Here is an 18,250-nt window from a genome sequence, read left to right as displayed (position 1 = left end):
GGTCGACGCCATCGCGCCCGACAGAGGCGGCTCAATCCTCCGGCGCCGCGAGCCTGGCCCTGAGCCCGGCGAGCGCGCCGAACGGCCCCGCCTCCTCCTCGCTCAGCACGCCCGCCGCGCGCAGCACCCCCGCCGCGCGCGGGCCGCGCGGGAAGGGATCGAGCGCGAGCGCCATGGTCTCCGCCGCGGTCTCGCCCAGGTCGACCCCCCCGCCCTCGAGCTCGACCGTGTCGATCGAGTCGCCGCCGAGCTCGATCTCGTCGTCGCCACCCGCCCCCGGCGCGACGAAGCGGAGCGCCACGGGCTCGTCGATCGTGGCGGGCAGCGGGTCGCCGGTGACCGAGCAGGCCTGCACCACCGCGGCGCGGACGGTGCCGTGCACCAGCACGCCCGCGGCGTCGCGCCGCACCGCGAACGCGCCCTCGAGCCGCTCGACCGCGACCAGGTCGAAGCGGCGGGCCAGCGCGGCGCGCTCGTCGGCGTCGGCCGCGATCGTCACGCGGCGGTCCTCGCCGCCGATCGTGTCGAGTCGCTCGACGCGGGAGAACTCGATCGTCACGCCAGTCGTCCTTCCATCATCTCGGTCACGCCGAGCGGGTCGAGCGCGCGGCGCAGCGCCTTGAGCTCGCCGCGCACGTGCGCCAGCGCGGCGGCGTCGGGGGCGACCCCGCGATAGAGGTTGCGCACCAGCGCCGCGTCGAGGTCGGCGTCGCCTTGCGCCGCCAACCCGTCGCGATAGACGCCGAGCCGGCCGCCCAGCATCCCCATCATCCGGCCGACATGCTTGCCCACGACCATGTCGCCGAAGCCGATCTGGCGCACCTGCGCGTCCATGTCGTCGACGAAACGCTCGGTCAGCCGCACCGAGGCGTCGGTGCCGTCGGGCACCTGCTCGAGCCGCAGCAGCACCATCGCCAGCACCGCGGCGACCATGTCGAAGCGGCCGTCGAGCGTGTCGGGCACCGCGCCGTCGAGATACCAGTGCGGCTGGCGCGCGCGCGCCACCACCGCGTCGTACAGCGGCAACGCCGCATCGCGCGGTCCGCGCCGCCGCAGCCACCCACTCAGCCAACCCACCTGACGCACTTCCTCTCGACCATCGGGCGCGGCGCTTGTCTCGCCCCGCGCGCCGGCATATTGAGGCGCGAGGCCGCAATGTCCACGCGCGCGTGTCGCGCGGGCGGGCGGCTGGGTTTCCGCGGAGTATCGATGCGCCCCCTTCTTCCCCTCGCCCTGGTTGCCGGCGTGCTCGCCGCCGGGTGCACGCCGCTTCGCTCGCACCAGGGCTATATCGTCGACGCCGACCTGGTGAACTCGATCCAGCCCGGGGTGGACAACCGCCAGTCGGTGCTCGCCACGCTCGGCACGCCCAGCTTCGCCAGCCAGTTCAACCAGGGCGACTGGTATTATGTCTCGCGCGACAGCCGCAACCTCGCCTTCACCCCGCCCAAGCCGCGCGACCAGCTGACGATGCAGATCAGCTTCGACCAGGCCGGCAACGTCAGCGCGGTGCGCAAGTCGGGGATCGACCAGGTCGTCGCGCTCAAGCCCGACGGCAAGACCACGCCGACGCTCGGGCGCAGGCGCGGCTTCTTCCAGGACCTGTTCGGCAACATCGGGACGGTCGGCGCGGCGGGCGCGGGCGGCGCCGGCGGCGGCCCGGGCGGCGGCGGCACCGGTCCCTGATCTCGCCGTAGCGGGGCGCGGGGCGACCCGGCCCCGCGGCGCGGTCGCGTGACGCCCCTATAACGATCGGGTGTGCAGCGACGTCGCGCCTTCGCTGGTCCCCCGCGGTTCGGCCGCGTCGCCACGAACGCCGCGACGCGGCCAGTACCGGCTTGGGGTCGGCACCGGTCCCGAAAGGGGGAAAGGGACCGCGGCGGCTAACGCGCGCCCGGTCGCTTTGTTCGCCGGCGTTAACGCTTTCTCGCGAACGTTGCCGATCGGCCACAGTCCAGCCGCGATGATCACCCCCGGCCGAGCGGTCGTCCTCGCGGCGGTCCGGTGAGCGCGGTCGCCCTGCTCGACCGGGTCGCGGCCGAGGCGGCGCTGTTCGCCGCGGTCACGCTGCTCCTGCTCGGGCTCGACGACCTGCTGCTCGACCTGATCGCCGCGGCCGCGCGGCGACCGGATCGCGTGTTGCGCGTGCCGGCGGGCACCCCGCCGCTGCGGTTCGCGCTGTTCGTCCCGGCGTGGCGGGAGGAGCGCGTGATCGGGGCGATGCTCCGGGCGACGCTCGCGCGCTACGATCATGGCGACTATCGGATCTATGTCGGCTGCTACCCGAACGACCCCGCCACCGCGGCCGCGGTGCGCGCCGTGGACGACGCGCGGCTGCGCCTCGTCGTCGGCGCGCGCGATGGCCCCACCACCAAGGCGGACTGTCTCAACCAGCTCTGGCGCGTGCTCGCCGCCGACCGCGACTGGCGCCCCGACGCGGTGGTGCTCCACGACGCCGAGGACATGGTCCACCCGCTCGAGCCGCGCGCGGCGGCGGACGCGCTGCGCGACGCGGCGCTGGTGCAGCTGCCGGTGCTGCCGCTGATCGACCCGGCGCGACGCTGGATCACCGGCCATTACGCCGACGAGTTCGCCGAGACCCACGCGCGCGACCTGGTGGCGCGCGGCGCACTCGGTGCCGCGCTGCCGCTCGCGGGGGTCGGCTGCGCGATCCGCTACGCCGCGCTGGAGCAGCTCGCGGCGGCGAACGGCCTGCCCTTCGCGGCCGACAGTCTCACCGAGGACTATGAGCTCGGGCTGCGCGCGGCGGCGCTCGGGCTGACGGTGCGGTTCACGCGGTGGCGCGATGCCGCCGGCGGGCTGATCGCGACCCGCGCCTATTTCCCCGACACGCTGCCGGGCGCGGTGCGGCAGAAAGCGCGCTGGGTCGGCGGCATCGCGCTCGCGGGCTGGGATCGCACCGGCTGGGGCGCGCGCCGCGTCGCCGAGCGCTGGATGCGCTGGCGCGACCGGCGCGCGCCGCTCGCCGCCGCCGCGGTGACGGCCGGCTATACCGCGGTCGCGTTGGCGGCGATGAGCGCCGCGGGGCATCACTGGCGCGGCGACTCGCCGCCGATGCCGCCGCGCGGGCTGCGCGCGATGCTCGCGATCAACGCCGTGCTGCTCGGCTGGCGGCTGGTCGCGCGCGCGCGGCTGACCGCGGCGGCCTATGGCTGGCGCGAGGGACTGCGCGCGCTGCCGCGGATCGCGGTCGCCAACGCGGTGCTGGTGTTGTCGGCATGGCGCGCGGCGCGGCTTCACGTCGCGGCGCTGCGCGGCGCGCCGCTGCGGTGGGAGAAGACCGCGCATCGCTTCCCGGACGTGCCGTGAGACGCGGGCGCGCGCTGCGCTGCTGGGGGCTGCTGCTCGCGCTCTGGGTGAGCGCGCGGGCGGCGTGGCTGTGGCAGGAGCGGGCGCCGGCGGCCCGTCGCGCGGCGATCGCGGCGTCGGTGATCGCGCCGCGACCGACCGCCCCGCTCGCCCCGCGCCCCGGAACCATCGTGGGCGCGTCGGTAGCACCCGAGCGTCGACCCGGTCACGTCGCGGTGCCACGTCCGGCCGCCCCGCACCCGCCGACCCGATCCCCGCGGCTGATCCTCGCGGCCCGGAGCGTGGCGCCGCCAGCGCTCCCGCCCGCGAGACCGGCCGAGCCTGACCATCGGCCATCGGGTGGACCGACGTCGCTCGGCCTCGACGGCACCGCGCCGCCGATCGGGGCCGACGCGGCGCCGCGCTGGTCGCAGACCGGCTGGCTGCTGCTACGCGGCGGCGCGGCGACGAGTACCGCCGCGCCGCAGCTCGGCGGGGCGCAGGTGGGTGCCCGGGTCGCCAGGGTGATCGACGACGACGCGCGCCTGGCGGTCTCGCTGCGGCTGGTGTCCGCCGTGCGGGCGCGCGAGCGCGAGGCGATCGCCGCGGTCGAGTGGCAGCCGCGCACGCTGCCGCTCCGGCTGCTGGCCGAGCGCCGCGTCGGCGTGGCCGGCCTGCGCGGCGGCTGGGGCCTCGGCGCGACGGGCGGGATCAGCGATCGGGCGATCGGTGCCGGCGCCCTGCTGGACGGCTATGTCCAGGCCGGCGCGATCGAGCGGCGCGGCGGCTACGCCGACAGCGCGGTGAGTCTCGAGCGGCCGGTCGCGACTCGCGACGGTGCCACGCTGCGGCTCGGCGTCGGCGCCTGGGGCGCGGCGCAGCGCGGTGCCGGGCGGCTCGACCTCGGCCCGACCGCGACGCTGCGGCTCGGGCACGCGCGCGCGACGCTGGCGTGGCGCGCGCGCGTCGCCGGGGACGCGCGGCCGGGCTCGGGCGCGGCGCTGACGATCGGGATCGATCGCTGACGGTGCGCCCGACGGGGGCCTCGTCCCGCGTCGCGCCGCTCGCGGCTTCCCGGCGGTGGCGCCGGCGCCCCGAACCGGCTAGCGGCTGGGAGCGCCATGGACATCTACCTGCCGATCGCGAATCTGTCGGTGAACGCGCTCGTGATGATCGCGCTCGGCGCGGGCGTCGGGCTGCTCTCGGGCATGTTCGGCGTCGGCGGCGGCTTCCTCACGACGCCGCTGCTGATCGTCTACGGCATCCCCCCCACCGTCGCCGCCGCCTCCGCCGCGACCCAGGTGACCGGCGCGAGCGTCTCGGGCGTGTTCGCGCACTTCCGCCGCAACGGCGTCGACACGCGGATGGGCACGGTGCTGGTGATCGGCGGCGTGCTCGGCTCGCTGTTCGGCGCCTGGCTGTTCCGCCTGCTGCAGCGCTGGGGGCAGATCGATACCACGATCGCGATCACCTACGTGCTGCTGCTCGGCTCGATCGGGCTGATGATGCTGCGCGAGGCGGTGAGCGCGATCCTGGTGGCGCGCGGGCGCCGCGCCGCGCCGCCGCGCCGCCGTCGCCACCACCCGCTGGTGGCGGCGCTGCCGTTCCGCATGCGCTTCTACGCCTCGGGGCTGTACATCTCGCCGCTGGCGCCGCTGCTGCTCGGCTTCTTCACGGGCATCCTGACGATCCTGCTCGGCGTCGGCGGCGGCTTCGTGCTGGTGCCCGCGATGATCTACCTGCTCGGCATGGCGACCTCGGTGGTGGTCGGCACCAGCCTGTTCCAGATCCTGTTCGTCACCGCCGCGGCGACGATGGTCCATGCCACCACGACGCGCGCGGTCGACATCGTGCTGGCCGCGCTGCTGCTCGTCGGTTCGGTCGTCGGCGCGCAGGTCGGCGCGCGTTTCGCGGCGCGCGCGCGGCCCGAGTATCTCCGGCTCGCGCTCGCGCTGATGGTGCTGCTGGTGGCGGGGCGGATCGCGCTCGGGCTCGGCTGGCGCCCCGACGAGATCTACGCGGTGGAGCTGACGTGAGGCGCGCCGCCTGGGCGCTGGCCCTCGCCGCGCCGCTGCTCACCGCGCAGAGCAAGCCGGTGCTGGTGCCCGACGTGTCGCAGCGCGACATCGAGATCGCCTACAGCTTCACCGGCGCCGAGCTGCTGCTGTTCGGCGCGATCCTCTATCCCGGCGGTCGGGTCCCGACCGGCGAGCGCCCCGCCGACATCGTCATCGTGGTGAAGGGGCCGACCCAGTCGATCACGATCCGCGAGAAGGAGAAAGTGGCGGGCATCTGGGTCAACGCCGGGCGGCTGCGCTATCGCTCGGCGCCCTCCTTCTACGCGCTGGCGTCGTCGCGCCCGCTCGGCCGGCTGGTCGACGCGCGCACCCGCGCGATCTACGAGCTGGGGCTCGACAGCCTCCAGCTCTCCCCCGCCTCGGCGGCGCCGACCGAGGTGCAGGACCGTTTCACCCGCGGGCTGGTGGAGCAGCGCCGTCGCGCCGGCCTGTTCTACGAGGCGCCGGGCGCGGTCGAGATCACCGACGGCGTGCTCTATCGCGCGCGGGTCGTGATCCCCGCGCGGGTCCCGGTGGGCCGTTTCACCGCCGAGACCTTCCTGATCCGCGACGGCCGCGTGCTCGCCGCCGCGGTGCGCGAGATCGACATCCGCAAGTCCGGCTTCGAGCGCTTCGTCGCCGCCGCGGCGCAGCGCCACGAGATCCTCTACGGGCTCGCCGCGGTGACGCTGTCGGTGCTGCTCGGCTGGGCGGCGGGACGGTTCGCGCAGCGCGGCTGAGGCGCGCGCCTCCATCCTATCTTTACGAAGCGGCGGTACCGCTGTCCCCGCTCGGATCGCAGGGAAAAGCAGTTTCGTATGAACGACATCGTCGGCCAGGGCGAGTTTCGCGCGGCACTCGCCGCGGCCTTCCCGGACGCGCCGCCCCCGGCGCCCACGCCCGCCCGCGCCGCGCCGCTCGGCTATGTGCTCGAGATCGCGGGCGGCCAGGGCGAGCTGGTGCTCGACTCGCCCTCGCTCGCCGCGCTCGCGGGCCATCCCGACCCGCTGGTCGCCAGCGCGGGCCAGGTCGGCGGCCAGCTCAAGGTGAGCGCCGGCGGGATGTGGCTGGTGGCCACGGTGCGGACCGTGCGGCTAGCGCGCGGCCAGGCCGACCAGGTGATCGCCGCGGTCGACTTCATCGGCGAGGGCGAGGTCGAGCGGCTCACCGGCCACCTCCACCATTTCCGCCGCGGCGTCACCGCCTTCCCGCTGCCGGGCGCGGAGGTGTTCGCGGTGACGGGCGCCGACCTCGAGCAGGTCCACGCCGCCTCGGGCCGCGCCGCGATCGCGATCGGCACCGTCCACCCCACCCGCGACGTGCGCGCCTCGCTGTACGTCGACTCGCTCTTGGGCAAGCATTTCGCGCTGCTCGGCTCGACCGGCACCGGCAAGTCGACCGCGGCGGCGCTGATCCTCCACCGGCTGTGCCGGCTGGCGCCGCAGGCGCACGTGGTGATGATCGACCCGCACGGCGAGTATGGCGCCGCCTTCGCCGAGGAGGGCGCGCTGTTCGACGTCTCGAACCTGCAGATGCCCTATTGGCTGATGAACTTCGAGGAACATTGCGAGGTGCTGCTCACCAGCGCCGGGCCGGAGCGCCAGGTCGACGCCGACATCCTCGCCAAATGCCTGCTCGCCGCGCGCGGCAAGAGCCGGCTGGGACAGGAGATCGCGCGGCTGACGGTGGACGCGCCGATCCCCTATCTGCTCAGCGACCTCTCCCAGATCCTGCAGCAGGAGATGGGCAAGATGGACCGCGCCGGCGACACCGCGCCCTATCTGCGGCTCAAGAACAAGCTCGACGAGCTGAAAGCCGACCCGCGCTACGGCTTCATGTTCTCCGGCATGCTGGTGGCGGACACGATGGCGGCGTTCGTGCAGCGCATCTTCCGCTTCTGCGGCGACGGCAAGCCGATCTCGATCATCGACGTCTCGGGCGTGCCGAGCGAGATCACCGCGGTGGTGGTGGCGGTGCTGAGCCGGATGGTGTTCGACTTCGCGATCTGGTCGCGCAACGAGCCGCAGCGCCCGATCCTGCTCGTCTGCGAGGAGGCGCACCGCTACGTCCCCGCCGGGCGCGAGGAGCGCACCGCGGTGGGGCGCATCCTCGGCCGCATCGCCAAGGAGGGGCGCAAGTACGGCGTCTCGCTCGGGCTGGTGACGCAGCGCCCGTCCGACCTCGCCGAGGGCGTGCTGTCGCAGTGCGGCACGATCATCTCGATGCGGCTCAACAACGAGCGCGACCAGGCGTTCGTGCGCGCCGCGATGCCCGAGGGCGCGCGCGGTTTCCTCGACGCTTTGCCCGCGCTGCGTAACCGCGAGGCGATCGTGTGCGGCGAGGGCGTGGCGATCCCGATCCGGGTCGCCTTCGACACGCTGGAGGAAGGCAAGCGGCCCGCGTCCGACGATCCGATCTTCTCGGCGCTGTGGCGCGAGGGCGGCGGCGAGGAGCAGATCGTGGCGCGCACGATCCAGCGCTGGCGCGGCCAGGGCCGCTGAGCGCCGGCGCCGCGCCGACCGCTCACCCTCGTGCCGCGCCCCGGCTCGGCGGCCGGCATCGCCGCTGGCGCTCCGTCCGGATCGGGCGTACCATCGCTGTCATGGAGAGGTGGCTCGCGCTCGTGCTGGCCGGCATGACCCTGCCCGCGACGGCGCAGGTCGGGGTGCCCTCCCCGGCGCCCGCGGCCGCACCGGGGGTCAGCCCGGTGACGCTGCCCGACGAGCTGCCCGCCGGGGTCGGCGACGAGCTCGACTTCCTCACCGCCGAGGACCGCATGACCGTGCCGGTCGAGATCGCCGGGGCGGGTCCCTTCCCCTTCATCATCGACACCGGCGCGCAGCGCAGCGTGATCTCGCGCCAGCTCGCCGCGCACCTCGGCCTGCCGCGCGGCCGCCGCGTTCGCCTGGTCGCGATGGCGGGGACGAGCGACGTCGACACCGTCATCATCCCGGCGATCACGGTGAGTCCGAGGCCCGTCGGCAGCGTCGGTGGCGAGCGGATCGAGGCGCCAGCGCTCGAGGCACGCCACCTCGGCGCCCCCGGCATGCTCGGGATCGACACGCTGCAGGGCCAGGCGCTGACGATCGACTTCGACTCGCAGCGGATGCAGGTGACCCCGTCGAGCAAGCGCGAGCGGCTCAAGCGCGAGCCCGGCGAGATCGTGATCCAGGCGCGCAGCCTGTTCGGCCAGTTGGTCGTGACGAGCGCCACGGTGGCGGGGCGGCGCGTGCGCGTGGTGCTCGACACGGGGACCAGCGTCAGCCTCGGCAACCTCGCGCTGCGGCGGCTCCTGTCGGGGCGACGCGGCGAGACGACGATGCTGACCAGCGTGCTCGGCGTCCAGCTCGCCGCCGATTACGCGCTGCTGCCCGAGATGACGCTGGGGCCCGCCAAGATCCGCTCGCTGCCGATCGCCTTCGCCGATGCCGCGCCGTTCCGCGTCTTCGGCATCGACGACAAGCCCGCGCTGATGCTGGGCATGGACGCGCTGCGGCTGTTCCGCCGGGTCCACATCGATTTCGCCAACCGCGAGCTGCGCCTGCTGCTGCCGCGCGACCTGCGCTACAGCGGCTGAGAGCCGTTGCGCCCCGCGCGCTTCGCTGCGAGGCTGGCGGCGGACGGACGAGGGAGGATCGATGCGCGGGATCGGGATGGCGGCTCTGCTCGCCGGGCTGCTGGCGGGGACGATGGTAGCGGGCGGCGCGGCGGCGCAGGCGCGACCCGACGAGAAGGCCTTCTTCGATCTCTACCGCGAGATGGTCGAGACCAACACGGTGGTCGACGTCGGCAGCTGCACCCAGGCGGCCGAGCAGGTCGCGGCACGGCTGAGGCGCGCGGGCTATGCCGACACCGACGTCACGCTCTTCTCCACCCCCGAGCACCCGAGGGACGGCGGCGTGGTCGCGGTGCTGCGCGGCAGCGACGCCGCGCTCAAGCCGATGCTGCTGCTCGGCCACCTCGACGTGGTCGAGGCCAAGCGCGCCGACTGGCAGCGCGACCCCTTCAAGCTCGTCGAGGAGGGCGGCTATTATTACGCGCGCGGCGCGGTCGACGACAAAGCGATGGCGGCGATCTGGGCAGACGCGATGGTCCGCTTCCGCGAGCAGAACTATCGGCCACGGCGCACGATCAAGCTGGCGCTGACCTGCGGCGAGGAGACCACCTTCGCCTTCAACGGCGCGCAGTGGCTGGCACAGCACCGGCCCGAGCTGATCGCGGCCGAGTTCGCGCTCAACGAGGGCGGCGGCGGGCGGCTCGACGCGCAGGGCAAGCGCCAGCTGCTGGCGGTGCAGGTCGGCGAGAAAGCGGCGCAGAATTTCACGCTGCTCGCGACCAACCCGGGCGGCCACAGCTCCACGCCCGTGCCCGACAACGCGATCTACGAGCTCGCCGACGCGATCAAGGCGGTGCAGAACTACGAGTTTCCGGTGCGCTTCACCGACACGACGCGCGCCTATTTCGCCGCCAGCGCGAGGCGCGTCGGCGGCGAGCAGGCGGCCGCGATCACGCGGCTGCTGGCCGACCCGCCGGACCGGGCGGCGGACGCGATCGTCAGCCGCGACAAGGTGATGCACTCGACGCTGCGGACCACCTGCGTGACGACGCTGCTGAGCGCGGGCCACGCCGAGAACGCGCTGCCGCAGCGCGCCACCGCCAACGTCAACTGCCGCATCTTCCCGGGCGAGACAGTCGACGGCACGCTGGCCAAGCTGCGCGAGCTCGCCGGGAGCAAGGTGACCGTCACGGCCAACCAGCCGATCCGCCCCACGGCGGTGCCGCCCACGCTCGATCCCAAGATCATCGGCCCGATGGAAGCGCTGGCGAGGAAGCATTTCCCCGGCGTGCCGCTGCTGCCGACGATGTCGACGGGGGCGACCGACGGCGTGTTCCTCGAGGCGATCGGCATCCCGGTCTACGGCGTACCGGGGACCTTCCTCGACCCCGACTTCAACGGGGTGCACGGGCTGAACGAGCGGATCCGGGTGGAGTCGCTGTACGCCGCCCGCGACTATCTGTTCGATCTGGCCAAGGCGTATGCGGGCTGAGCGTCGGGACGAGAACACCCCCTAGGTCACCGACGCGTCACCCCGGCGAAGGGCCGGGTCCAGCTGAGAACGCCGCGGTGAGACCCACGACGGTTCCGTAGCTGGACCTCGGCTCTCACCGGGGTGACGATCTCGTTGGGGGCCGACGTGCCCGATCAGCTACGGGCGGCGGACACTCGTCCCATCACCCGCGAGCGCGACCGCGCTCAGCGGAAGAAGACGTGGTTGCCGATCGAGGCGACGCGCTGGCCGGCGGCGCGGCCGGTGCTGCGGTGGTGGAAGTAGAGCGCGTTCGACGCGTCGGTCTCCCACGCGTCCTTCATCGCGACCTTGGCGACCGCCATCGCGGTGCGCCAGTCGTCGTTCGACGGCGCCGCCGGCATCACGCCGCCGCGGACGAAGGAGAACTGACCCTTCTGGGTGATGACGTCGCACACGCTGCCGCCGAAGCGGCGCGACTTGGTGCGGTTCAGGATCACCTCGGCGACCGCGAGCTGGCCCGTCAGCGGCTCGCCGCGCGACTCGAAATAGATCGCGCCGGCGAGGCAGCGCATGTCCTCGTCGGTGTTCGACGGGATCGACTGGTCGGCGACGGCGGCGGCGAGGGTGGGGTAGGCGACCTCGTCGTCCGCCTGGGCGGCGGAGTCCTGGTCGAGGATCTGGTCGGCGCTGTCGGGCGCCGACGTCGCCGGAACCGCGTCGGTGACGGCGAGTTGACTCGTCGCGACACCGGGGAGCGTCGGCACTTCGGCGGCGAGGCCGGGCGCGCTCTGCAGGGCGAGCGAGACGATCGAGGCAGTGAACGCTGCGAGAGCGGCAGCGCGGGAACGTAAGGGCATTCCAGGTCTTGTCTGTGCGGTGGGTACGCGGATACGGTCGCTGAAGCAGCGTTAGCTGTCCCAAAAGACCGACCGGGTGCCCCCCCGACTGCGTCACCGTCCGGGATCGCACCCCGTGTCGGCACAACGCCTGTTGTCGATCCCATCTCGCTACGGGCGAGAGGTTAACAGCGTCAATCGACCAGCATCGTTTCAGCGACGAACCGTTCGGCGTCCGGGACGTCCAGTTCGATCACCCACAGGTCGGGGTCGCGACGCCGTCGCAGCCGCCAGTAATCCTCGACCGCGATCGAGTCGCCGTCGCCCGGCCCGGCCGCGACCAGCACGTCCCGGTCGTCGATCCCGCGCATCCGCTCGACCGCGCGCATCGCGCGCCCCTCGCACAGCAGCACCAGCACCGCGCCCGACTGCGCCTCGCCCGAGGCGCGCACCACCGCCATGCCGCCGCTGTCGTTGACCCGGCGCAGCAGCGCGCCGACCGCGAGATGGGTGGGCAACCGCGCGCTCACGATGCCGCCGCATAGCCGGGCAGCGCGGCGAGCGCGATCCGCGAGCGCATGAAGGTGCCGGTGCCCCGCGCGACCTCCTCGCCGTCGGCGGCGACCAGCCGCGCCTCGGCGACGAAGACGCGTCGCTGCCCGCTCACCCAGCGCCCCTCCGCCACCACCTCGCCCTCGCCGAGCGGGCGCGTGAGCAGCAGGCTGAACTGGGTGGTGAGCAGGAAGCGGTTGGTCACCAGGCTGTTGCACGCGTAGAAGGCGGCGTCGTCGAGCATCTTGAAGTAACTGGTGCCGTGCGCCGCGCCGGCGGCGTGGAAGTGGCGCGGGTCGACGCGGAAGCGGATCCGCGCGACGCCGGGCTCGATGATCTCGAGCCGCGACTCGAAGAGCCGGTTGATCGGCGCGGCGGCGTAGAGCGACTCCAGCGCGCGGTGATGCGCCGCCGCGCCCTCAGGCCGCGTCACGCGTCTCGTCCGCGGTGAGCAACGCGTAGATCGCGTCGGGCGAGCCGGCGCCGCGCAGCTTCGCGACGAGCGTCCGGTCGCGGAAGCGCCGGGCCACGCGCGCCAGCGCCTTGAGGTGCGCGCCACCGGCCTGCGGCGGGGAGAGCATCGCCGCGACCACGTCGACCGCGACGTCGTCCACCGCGGCGAAGCCGATCGGCTGTGCCAGCCGCGCCACGATCAGCGCGACCCGCTTCATCCCCGCGAGCCGCGCGTGCGGGATCGCGATCCCGCCGCCGAAGCCGGTCGACCCTTCCCGCTCGCGCGCGGCCAGCCCGTCGGCGATCGCGCGCGCGTCCAGCCCCACCCAGGGCGCGGCGAGCGCGCCGAGCTGGGTGAAGAGGGCCTTCTTCGACGCCGCGGGCAGTCCCACGACGACGAGCTCGGGCACGAGCAGGTCGCTCAGGTCAGTAGCCATGATCGATGCCAAGTAGGTGGCCGCGCGCGCCTCAGCCAGCGCGCTGCGGCTCGACCCATCCGATCGTACCGTCGCCGCGGCGATAGACCATGTTGTACGAGCCCGTCCCGGCGTTGCGGAACAGCAGCGCCTGGGTGTTGCGCAGGTCGAGCATCATCACCGCGTCGGACACGCTCGCCTCGGGCACGTCGACGCGGGTCTCCGCGATCACCAGCGGCGCGTCGCCCGCCTCGTCCTCGTCGGCCGACTCGGCGAAGAGCGTATAGCCCGCATTGTCATAGCCGTTGCGGTCCTGCTCGGCCTCCACCGCGGCGTGCGCGGGGGTGCGGTCCTTGAGGCGGCGGACGTAGCGGCGCAGCTGCTTGTCGATCTTCTCGGCGGCGCCGTCGAACGACAGATGCGCGTCATGCGCGTCGTGACGCCCCTTGAGCACCAGACCGCGCGTGACGTGCGCGACGATGTCGCAGGTGAAGCCGTTGTCGTGCGGGCCCTTGCCGAAGGTGGTCTCGGCCGAGATGGCGCGCGCGAAATATTTGTCGGCGATACCCTGGAGCCGGTCCTGCACATGGGCCTTCAGCGCGTCGCCGATCGCCACCTGGTGACCTGATACCCGGATATCCATCATCTCTTCTCCATCGTTGCCGGTCGAGCCCCCGTCCGGCTGGTGCTAAGCGCGTCATCCGGACGCGTCGGCCCCCCAAAGGGGTTCGCTGACCCCCTTCAGAAACGCGGCGTGCGCGGCCAGTTCCGCCGCATTCGCCGAAAAGAGCCGCGGCGGGCGCGCGCGCGCCGGGGTCGGCGCGGCGCCGGCGGTCGCGGCGGCGACCATGATCGGCTCGCTCACCAGCCCCAGCCCGATCTGGCGGCCGCCCTGCAGCTCGACATAGACCTGAGCGAGCAGCTGCGCGTCGAGCAGCGCGCCGTGCAGCACGCGGTGCGAGCGGTCGATGCCGTAGCGGTTGCACAGCGCGTCGAGCGTGTGCTTGGCGCCGGGATGGCGCGTGCGCGCGAGCTGGAGCGTGTCGACCATGCGCGAGCGGCACACCGCGCTGCGACCGCAGCGCTCGAGCTCGCCGTTGAGGAAGGAGAAGTCGAACCCGGCGTTGTGCGCGATCAGCGGCGCGTCGCCGATGAAGTCGAGCAGCGCCTCGACGCCGAGCGCGAACACCGGGTGCTTGGCGAGGAAGTCGATGCGCAGACCGTGGATGCGCGCGGCCTCCTCGGGCATGTCGCGCTCGGGGTGGAAATAAGCGTGGAAGGTGCGCCCGGTCTCGCAGCGATTGACCAGCTCGACGCAGCCGATCTCCACCATCCGGTCGCCGCCGGCGAAGCTCAGCCCCGTGGTCTCGGTGTCGAAGACGATCTCGCGCATGAGGTGGTTATCGGCCCGCCGCGGCGCGCGCGCAAGCGATCAGGCGCAGCACCGCGGCGCGGGTATCGGCCAGCGGCACGTCGGTGGCGATCACCGCGTCGGCGCGCTTGCGCTTCTCCGCGTCGGGCAGCTGGCGCGCCAGGATCGAGTCGAGCTTGGCCGCGGTCATGCCGGGGCGGGCGAGCGTGCGCGCGCGCTGCACCGCCGGTGCGGCCGATACCACCGCGACCTGGTCGACCGCGGCGTCGCCGCCGGTCTCGAACAGCAGCGGCACGTCGAGCACCACCAGCGACGCGGCGGCGTGGCGCGCGAGGAAGTCGGCGCGCTCGGCCGCGACCGCGGGGTGGACGATCGCCTCCAAGTCGCGCAGCGCGACTTTGTCCCCCAGCACCGCGGCGCCGAGCGCGACACGGTCGACCCCCGCCGGACCGGTCGTCCCGGGGAAGCGCGCCGCGATCGCCGCGACCAACGCGCCCCCGGGCCCCTGCAGCCGGTGGACCACCGCGTCGGCGTCGAACACCGGCACGCCCGCCTCGGCGAACATGTGCGCGACCGTGGTCTTGCCCATGCCGATCGAGCCGGTGAGCCCGAGCACGATCATCGCGCGCTCACGCCAGCAGCAGGTCGCGCAGCGCGTCGTCGTCCTCGCGCGGCGGCGCGGCGCCGAAGAACAGCTCGAAGGCGAGCGCGGCCTGGCCGATCAGCATCTCCAGCCCATCGACGGTGTCGAGCCCGCGCGCGCGCGCGGCGGCGAGCAGCGGGGTCTCGAGCGGGGCGTAGACGATGTCGTAGACGATCGCGTCCTCGGGCAGCGGCGCGAGGTCGAGCGACAGCGGCGGCTGACCCGCCATGCCGAGCGCGCTGGCGTTGACCAGCAGCGCGGTGTCGGGGCGCGGCCGCGCCTCGAGCGGCAGCGCGTCGCCCTTGAGGCCGAACCCGGCGAGCAGCGCGGCGGCCTTCAGCGGGGTCCGGTTGAGCAGGGTCACGCGCCCTACCCCCACCTTGGACAGCGCGAACAGCACCGCGCGCGCTGCGCCGCCCGCACCGACGACGGTCACCGCCGCGCCGCCGAGATCGAGGTCGGCGATCGGCGAGAGGAAGCCGGCGGCGTCGGTGTTGGTGGCGGCGAGCCGACCCGATCCGTCGCGGAACACGGTATTGGCGGCGCCGATCGACTCGCGCACGCCGCCGGGATCGGGGACATGGTCGAGCGCCGCCACCTTGTGGGGCACGGTGACGTTGCAGCCGCGCCAGTCGGGGTCGGCCGCGCGCGCCGCGAAATAGCCGGCCAGCCCGTCGGCCGCGACGCGCTCGGCGCGATAGTCGCCGGCGATCCCCAGCCGCTCGAGCCAGAAGCGATGGATCAGCGGCGACTTGGAATGCGCGATCGGGTCGCCGATCACCTCGGCATAGGGGGTGGTCACGTCGGCAGCACCTCGCGCGTGCGGAGATAGTCGAGCACCGGCAGCAGCGGCATGCCCAGCACCGTGAACTGGCTGCCCGACACCTTGGCGAACAGCTGCACGCCCGGCCCCTCGATGCGATAGCAGCCGACGCAGCCCGCGATGGCGGGCCACTCGGCGTCGAGATAGGTCTCGATGAAGGGGTCGGAGAGGGTTCGGACGAGGATCCGCGCCGAATCGACCACCCGCCACACCGCGCGGCCCCCTTCCGCGATCACCGCCGCGCTGACGAGATCGTGGTGGCGCCCCGACAGCCGGCGGAGATGGTCGCGCGCCTCGTCGCGCGACGTCGGCTTGTCGAGCACGGTGCCGTCGTCGAGCACCGCGAGGCTGTCCGAGCCGAGCACCAGCGCGCCGGGATGACGCGCCGAGACCTTGAGCGCCTTCAGCTCGGCGAGCGCGTCCGCGAGGTCGCGCGGGCGCGCGCCCGTCATCGCCGCCTTGAGCGCGGCCTCGTCGGCGTGCGCCGGCTCGGCGGTGAAGGGCACGCCCGCGGCGGACAGCATGGCGGTGCGCGAGGCGCTCTGCGAGGCGAGGATCAGCATGTCAGTCGGTCGCGCGCGTCGCGGTGCCGCGGCGCTCGTTGACCAGCGCGATGATCGCCGCGGCAGTCTCCTCGATCGAGCGCCGCGTGACGTCGATCACGGGCCAGCCGTTATCGGCGAAGATGCGGCGCGCGAAGGCGATCTCGCGCGCCACCGCGTCCTGGTCGACATAGTCGGTCTCGGGCGCCTGGTTGAGCGAGAGCAGCCGGTTGCGGCGCACCTGGATCAGCCGGTCGGCGCTCGTCGTCAGCCCTACCACGAGCGGATAGTCGAGCGCGAACAGCGAGGCCGGGGGTGGGCTCTCCACCACGATCGGGATGTTGGCGGTCTTATAGCCGCGGTTGGCGAGATAGATCGAGGTCGGCGTCTTGGACGAGCGGCTCACCCCCGCCAGGACGATGTCGGCCTCCTCCCAATCGTCGTGCGCGATGCCGTCGTCGTGCGCGATGGTGAACTGGATCGCGTCGACGCGCGCGAAATAGGCCGCGTCGAGCACGTGCTGCCGGCCCGGGCGGGCCTTGGCCTGCTGGCCGAGCAGCATCGAGAGCGCGTCGTTGACCGGGTCGAGCGGCGCCACCGTCGGCAGGCCGAGCGCGCGGCAGCGGTTCTCCAGCGCGGCGCGCGTCGCGGGGTTCACCAGGGTGAACACCACCAGCCCCGGGTTCTGCGCGATCTCCTGGAGGATGCGGTCGAGGTGCATCTCGGTGCGCACCATCGGCCAGAAGTGCCGCACCGTCTCGACGTCGTCATATTGCGCCAGCGCCGCCTTGGCGATGTTCTCCAGCGTCTCGCCGGTGGAGTCGGAGAGCAGGTGGAGGTGGAGGCGCACCATCCTCAGCCGCCTGGGGATCGAACTGTGGACAACATGGTGACGCGCGCTAGCGCAACTCGCCCGCGCCGCCAAGCGAGCGCCGCGGCGGTGGACGAATCGGATTCGATCCACAATCTCGTCCGCAGCCGCGGGGTTCCTCCACAGCCTGTGGATAGCGGGGACGAGGAGTGACGAATCCCCGGCTCCGCGTCGGACTCGCGCCGTCAAGCTGTTGGCATTTCCGGTGACGGCGGATTAAGCCACCGCAACCCACGCGCCATCCGCATCAACATCCTTCTTCGAGATTCTATTATCTGAAGGGGGCGAGGACGATCTCACCCGTGCCCACTCCCCCGATCCAGCCGACCAAGACGCTGTTGCGCGCGCTGCGCGGCGAGCGGCAGGAACGGCCGCCCCTCTGGCTGATGCGCCAGGCCGGGCGCTACCTCCCCGAGTATCGCGCCCTCCGCGCCGAGAAGGGCGGCTTCCTCGCGCTCGCCACCGACCCCGAGGCGGCCGCCGAGGTGACGCTGCAGCCGATCCGCCGCTTCGGCTTCGACGGCGCGATCCTCTTCTCCGACATCCTGATGGTGCCCTGGGCGCTCGGCCAGGCGCTCAGCTTCGGCGCGGGCGAGGGGCCCCGGCTCGCGCCCCGGCTGATCGACGCCGCGCTCGAGTCCCTCGCGGCAGCGCCCGCTCGGCTCGACCCGGTCTACGCCACGGTGCGTCGCGTCGCCGCCGCGCTGCCGCCCGCCACGACGTTCCTCGGCTTCGCCGGCTCGCCCTGGACGGTGGCGACCTATATGGTCGCGGGCCAGGGCAGCCGTGACCAGGAGGAGACGCGGCTGTTCGCCTATCGCGACCGCGTCGCCTTCGAGTCGATCATCGACGCGGTGGTCGCGCTGACGGTCGACTATCTCGCAGCGCAGCTCGACGCCGGGGTCGAGGCGGTGCAGCTGTTCGACAGCTGGGCGGGCAGCCTGTCGCCCGAGCAGTTCGAGCGCTGGGTGATCGCGCCCAATCGCGCCATCGTCGACTCGCTGCGCGCGCGACGGCCGGGCGCGACGATCATCGGTTTCCCCAAGGGCGCGGGCGGCAAGCTCCCCGCCTATGCCGCGGGCACCGCGGTGGACGCGATCGGGCTCGACGAGACGGTCGACCCCGCCTGGGCCGACCGCGTGCTCCCTTCCGGGCTGCCGGTGCAGGGCAACCTCGACCCGCTCGCGCTCCGCGTCGGCGGCGCCGCGCTGGATGCCGGGATCGACCGCGTGCTCGCCGCTTTCCCCGAGCGGCCGCACGTGTTCAACCTGGGCCACGGCATCGGCCAGCACACCCCGGTGGCGCACGTCGAGCATCTGGTCGCGCGCGTGCGCGGCGCGTAAGGG

21 protein-coding genes are annotated in these 18,250 nt (G+C 73.4%); 9 read left to right on the top strand and 12 right to left on the bottom strand.

Annotation, left to right across the window (positions count from 1 at the left end):
* Nucleotides 1–31 precede the first annotated feature (31 nt).
* Nucleotides 32–559, bottom strand: coding sequence for a YceD family protein (locus tag KZ813_RS14625; protein ID WP_219755711.1), 528 nt, complete (start codon nucleotides 557–559; stop codon nucleotides 32–34).
* Nucleotides 556–1,077: a ubiquinol-cytochrome C chaperone family protein gene (locus KZ813_RS14620; protein ID WP_308461901.1), complete on the bottom strand. Its 522-nt coding sequence runs from the start codon at nucleotides 1,075–1,077 to the stop codon at nucleotides 556–558. The genes KZ813_RS14625 and KZ813_RS14620 overlap by 4 nt, the downstream gene beginning before the upstream one ends.
* 132 nt (nucleotides 1,078–1,209) lie before the next feature.
* On the opposite strand from KZ813_RS14620, the gene KZ813_RS14615 reads away from it, so the two are divergent.
* The 8 genes from KZ813_RS14615 to KZ813_RS14580 all read left to right on the top strand — a co-directional run bounded on the left by KZ813_RS14615 (nucleotide 1,210) and on the right by KZ813_RS14580 (nucleotide 10,414).
* Nucleotides 1,210–1,686, top strand: coding sequence for an outer membrane protein assembly factor BamE (locus tag KZ813_RS14615; protein WP_219755710.1), 477 nt, complete (start codon nucleotides 1,210–1,212; stop codon nucleotides 1,684–1,686).
* 318 nt (nucleotides 1,687–2,004) lie between these two features.
* On the top strand, nucleotides 2,005–3,330 hold the full coding sequence (locus tag KZ813_RS14610) for a glycosyl transferase family protein (RefSeq protein WP_219755709.1): 1,326 nt from the start codon (nucleotides 2,005–2,007) through the stop codon (nucleotides 3,328–3,330).
* Entirely contained in the window at nucleotides 3,327–4,334 is a 1,008-nt protein-coding gene (locus tag KZ813_RS14605; RefSeq protein WP_219755708.1) for a hypothetical protein, read from the top strand. Before KZ813_RS14610 ends, KZ813_RS14605 begins: the two co-directional genes overlap by 4 nt.
* A 96-nt stretch (nucleotides 4,335–4,430) precedes the next feature.
* Complete coding sequence (locus KZ813_RS14600) at nucleotides 4,431–5,345, top strand: sulfite exporter TauE/SafE family protein (protein ID WP_219755707.1); 915 nt, start codon at nucleotides 4,431–4,433, stop codon at nucleotides 5,343–5,345.
* Nucleotides 5,342–6,106, top strand: a complete 765-nt coding sequence (locus tag KZ813_RS14595) for a TIGR02186 family protein (RefSeq protein ID WP_219755706.1) — start codon at nucleotides 5,342–5,344, stop codon at nucleotides 6,104–6,106. The genes KZ813_RS14600 and KZ813_RS14595 overlap by 4 nt, the downstream gene beginning before the upstream one ends.
* Before the next feature lie 78 nt (nucleotides 6,107–6,184).
* The gene (locus KZ813_RS14590; protein WP_219755705.1) at nucleotides 6,185–7,867 is read left to right on the top strand and encodes an ATP-binding protein; all 1,683 of its coding nucleotides are present in this window, start codon (nucleotides 6,185–6,187) and stop codon (nucleotides 7,865–7,867) included.
* Nucleotides 7,868–7,968: 101 nt separating this feature from the next.
* A complete protein-coding gene (locus KZ813_RS14585; protein ID WP_219755704.1) occupies nucleotides 7,969–8,943 on the top strand; it encodes a retroviral-like aspartic protease family protein in 975 nt (324 codons plus the stop codon).
* Between the two features lie 61 nt (nucleotides 8,944–9,004).
* Nucleotides 9,005–10,414 carry a M20/M25/M40 family metallo-hydrolase gene (locus tag KZ813_RS14580; RefSeq protein ID WP_258046806.1) on the top strand — a complete coding sequence of 470 codons (1,410 nt, stop codon included), beginning with the start codon at nucleotides 9,005–9,007 and terminating at the stop codon, nucleotides 10,412–10,414.
* Between the two features lie 206 nt (nucleotides 10,415–10,620).
* Here KZ813_RS14580 and KZ813_RS14575 read toward each other — a convergent pair whose 3' ends face one another.
* The 10 genes from KZ813_RS14575 to KZ813_RS14530 form a co-directional block, all read right to left on the bottom strand.
* Nucleotides 10,621–11,253 (bottom strand): cell wall hydrolase, encoded by a 633-nt coding sequence (locus tag KZ813_RS14575; protein WP_219755703.1) that lies wholly within the window; start codon nucleotides 11,251–11,253, stop codon nucleotides 10,621–10,623.
* 173 nt (nucleotides 11,254–11,426) lie between these two features.
* A complete protein-coding gene (locus KZ813_RS14570; protein ID WP_219755702.1) occupies nucleotides 11,427–11,762 on the bottom strand; it encodes a DUF1491 family protein in 336 nt (111 codons plus the stop codon).
* The gene (locus KZ813_RS14565; RefSeq protein ID WP_219755701.1) at nucleotides 11,759–12,217 is read right to left on the bottom strand and encodes a PaaI family thioesterase; all 459 of its coding nucleotides are present in this window, start codon (nucleotides 12,215–12,217) and stop codon (nucleotides 11,759–11,761) included. The genes KZ813_RS14570 and KZ813_RS14565 overlap by 4 nt, the downstream gene beginning before the upstream one ends.
* Complete coding sequence (locus KZ813_RS14560; RefSeq protein WP_219755700.1) at nucleotides 12,204–12,674, bottom strand: PTS sugar transporter subunit IIA; 471 nt, start codon at nucleotides 12,672–12,674, stop codon at nucleotides 12,204–12,206. The genes KZ813_RS14565 and KZ813_RS14560 overlap by 14 nt, the downstream gene beginning before the upstream one ends.
* 31 nt (nucleotides 12,675–12,705) lie before the next feature.
* Nucleotides 12,706–13,296: a ribosome hibernation-promoting factor, HPF/YfiA family gene (gene hpf / locus KZ813_RS14555; RefSeq protein WP_219755769.1), complete on the bottom strand. Its 591-nt coding sequence runs from the start codon at nucleotides 13,294–13,296 to the stop codon at nucleotides 12,706–12,708.
* 54 nt (nucleotides 13,297–13,350) lie between these two features.
* Nucleotides 13,351–14,046: a DNA polymerase III subunit epsilon gene (gene dnaQ, locus KZ813_RS14550; protein WP_219755699.1), complete on the bottom strand. Its 696-nt coding sequence runs from the start codon at nucleotides 14,044–14,046 to the stop codon at nucleotides 13,351–13,353.
* Nucleotides 14,047–14,053: 7 nt separating this feature from the next.
* Complete coding sequence (gene coaE, locus KZ813_RS14545; protein ID WP_219755698.1) at nucleotides 14,054–14,647, bottom strand: dephospho-CoA kinase; 594 nt, start codon at nucleotides 14,645–14,647, stop codon at nucleotides 14,054–14,056.
* Between the two features lie 7 nt (nucleotides 14,648–14,654).
* On the bottom strand, nucleotides 14,655–15,470 hold the full coding sequence (locus KZ813_RS14540) for a shikimate dehydrogenase family protein (protein ID WP_219755697.1): 816 nt from the start codon (nucleotides 15,468–15,470) through the stop codon (nucleotides 14,655–14,657).
* Complete coding sequence (locus tag KZ813_RS14535) at nucleotides 15,467–16,054, bottom strand: Maf family protein (protein WP_219755696.1); 588 nt, start codon at nucleotides 16,052–16,054, stop codon at nucleotides 15,467–15,469. Before KZ813_RS14535 ends, KZ813_RS14540 begins: the two co-directional genes overlap by 4 nt.
* A gap of 1 nt (nucleotide 16,055) precedes the next feature.
* Nucleotides 16,056–16,886: a pyruvate, water dikinase regulatory protein gene (locus KZ813_RS14530; RefSeq protein ID WP_219755695.1), complete on the bottom strand. Its 831-nt coding sequence runs from the start codon at nucleotides 16,884–16,886 to the stop codon at nucleotides 16,056–16,058.
* Nucleotides 16,887–17,221: 335 nt separating this feature from the next.
* On the opposite strand from KZ813_RS14530, the gene hemE reads away from it, so the two are divergent.
* On the top strand, nucleotides 17,222–18,247 hold the full coding sequence (gene hemE / locus KZ813_RS14525) for a uroporphyrinogen decarboxylase (RefSeq protein ID WP_219755768.1): 1,026 nt from the start codon (nucleotides 17,222–17,224) through the stop codon (nucleotides 18,245–18,247).
* Nucleotides 18,248–18,250: the final 3 nt, after the last annotated feature.

It is taken from the genome of Sphingomonas folli, assembly GCF_019429525.1.
Lineage (GTDB): Bacteria > Pseudomonadota > Alphaproteobacteria > Sphingomonadales > Sphingomonadaceae > Sphingomonas > Sphingomonas folii.
The sequence above is the reverse complement of the archived record's forward strand: the minus strand, read 5'-3'. Positions and strand labels throughout refer to the sequence as shown.